3 protein-coding genes are annotated in these 2,319 nt (G+C 35.7%); all 3 read left to right on the top strand.

Annotated elements, in window-relative coordinates:
- On the top strand, positions 1 to 285 hold a 285-nt coding region (locus P9B04_RS21695; RefSeq protein ID WP_342057047.1), incomplete at its 5' end, for an ISAs1 family transposase.
- A gap of 208 nt (positions 286 to 493) precedes the next feature.
- Positions 494 to 1,939, top strand: a complete 1,446-nt coding sequence (locus P9B04_RS21690; RefSeq protein WP_342057046.1) for a hypothetical protein — start codon at positions 494 to 496, stop codon at positions 1,937 to 1,939.
- Positions 1,940 to 2,067: 128 nt separating this feature from the next.
- Positions 2,068 to 2,229: a hypothetical protein gene (locus P9B04_RS21685; protein WP_342057045.1), complete on the top strand. Its 162-nt coding sequence runs from the start codon at positions 2,068 to 2,070 to the stop codon at positions 2,227 to 2,229.
- Positions 2,230 to 2,319 lie beyond the last annotated feature (90 nt).

Below are 2,319 nucleotides of genomic sequence, written 5' to 3'. Positions count from 1 at the left end.
GTTGAAATACGTTTAGATTACTTTCGCCAACAGTATCATCTCTTCGAGATCGCTGCTCGTAGCCATTGGAGTATTGAAAATAATCTTCATTGGGTCTTAGATGTCTCTTTTTCAGAAGATGATTGTCCCGTATATAAAGATAACGCTCCTGAGAATTTAGCCCGATTACGTCAGATATCTCTTAATCTTCTCTCTCAAGAGAAAACTACTAAAATAGGGGTGAAGAATAAACGACTCAAAGCGGCTTGGGATAATAAATATTTAGCTAAAGTTTTGGGCATTTAATATTAGCGATTGCCTAATAATAATGGCTAAATAGATTCTCAAAACAATCTTGGTTTGAGATTAGCAGTTATGTTGCTCATTTTTTTCTAAATGGTTTTATTAAGCAGACTGTTTTCTTTTGGTAGAAGATTTTGGGTAGGTTTTTCAAATTACCAGGTAATTTGAAATCCTGAACACATTATAACTTAATTCTGCCTACATTTTAGATGTGTTTGCCCTGTTAGCGGTGGGCTTATCTGACGGAGATATTAGTTTAAAAACTCAAAGCAAATTTAGGACTTTTAAACGTCGAGAAAGAAGATATTTATTAAATTTATTAAATCAATGTCCTCATTTAGAAGAAGATGTTTTTAGAAGAAAAAATACTTGGAAAAAATTAATGTTTGCTTTGCATCCAGGTGATTACCATGATAAATTTCCTGAAGTGGTCAAAGCTTATAACTTATTATACAATCAGGAATCACCCTCAACATTTAATAGTAAACTCGAAAAGTTATTAGCTGAAAAAAATAGTCAAGTCTTAGATTTATTAAAAACTCGTCCGGGGGAATTTGTCCGTAGATTACATCAGTGCTTATTAAATTTCGCTCAAGAAGCAGTTCTAGCTTTTAAATCGATTGTTCCTAAATTAAAACTGATTCAACTCTTAAAAATTCAACGTTATTTGGAAACCGTTAATTATCGATTGTATCGCACGATTGCTCCCCAAGGAAATTGGACAAAAATGCAAATTTTAAGAGTAGATGAGGCAAGAGAATTAGATGAAGAACTTCTCAAAGAAATCTTGAAGGCTATAGCCCAAGAAATAAAAGCAAGAGTTAATCAATTTGCTCCAATTGTTAATTTAGAGCCTCAAGTAGAGAAAGTCAAGCTACAAACCAATGATAGTGAACTTACTCCCTATGGACGTGGCACAATTTTCCCGATTCCAGAAAATGTTAAATTTATTCGGACCGCTAGTTATTGGCGCTCAGGCGCAACCAACTATAATATTTGGTATGATAACGGCTGGAATTTCTTTAGCGAAGATTGGACTGGCTTAGGAAGCTGTTGTTGGACTGACGTAAACTTTGGTCAGGGGGCTGCGGTTTTTTCGGGTGATCCGACCAATAGTAAAGATTTAGAAGGCAATGCTTGTCAATTAATTGATCTTTATCTAACAGAGTTAATAGCTCAAAATGTTCGCTATGCTGTGTGGAATATTCTGTGTTTTAATCACCTTTGTTTTAATAAAGCCGAAAGAGTTTATGCAGCTTTACAATGGGGAGAAAATCCACAAACAGGTAATTTATTTGAACCGAGTCGATGTCAATTGTCTTTTCCCGTTAAAGGCGATAATTTAACCAAGTATATTGCCTTAATTGATCTGTTAAAAAATGAACTGGTTTATCTAGATGCGAATTTATATGGGAAAGTAGACTCTGCCAATCAGAATCTACAAAGTTTATCGGAAAGAATGCCAGCTTTTTGCGAATATTTAGAGACTTTACCGAGTGTTTTTGACTTGTTTAAACATCAAGATAAACCGTTATCGATTGTTTACTCTGATCAAAATTGGTTGTTACAAAATAATGAACCAGCCTATGTTTTTCGGAGTGAGAATCAATATAGTCAATTTACTCCTTTTTCTTTGACAAAACTCTTAAGCTTATAAAAGTAAGCGATCTCCTAGGGAGAGTGTGCTAAAACTGTTTTAGCTGACTCCTTTTCTCATTTCTAAGAGGGGGTGGGAAGACTTTCAAGATGGTGCATTCATTCTAATAACTCTTGGTTCCAAAGCACTTGACAGGATCTCCTATTCCGCCTGGAATAAAACAAAATAGAAATGAGTCTGGGGAAGGTTTGCGATCTGTCCGAGATCTGCAGAGCGGTGCGCCGTTGTCATTAATGCAGGTGATGGTTGAGAGTTATCGCCACGAACACAGAAAAGGCGATCACGGATGATGAGAAATGCGCCAGAGTCTTGCCGTGAGGATGTAATACCAATTTCCTAAAGTCCAGCTACAGATAAAGCCTCAAGAATGAAATCATATC

The organism is Crocosphaera sp. Alani8, assembly GCF_038442745.1.
Lineage (GTDB): Bacteria > Cyanobacteriota > Cyanobacteriia > Cyanobacteriales > Microcystaceae > Crocosphaera.
The sequence above is the reverse complement of the archived record's forward strand: the minus strand, read 5'-3'. Positions and strand labels throughout refer to the sequence as shown.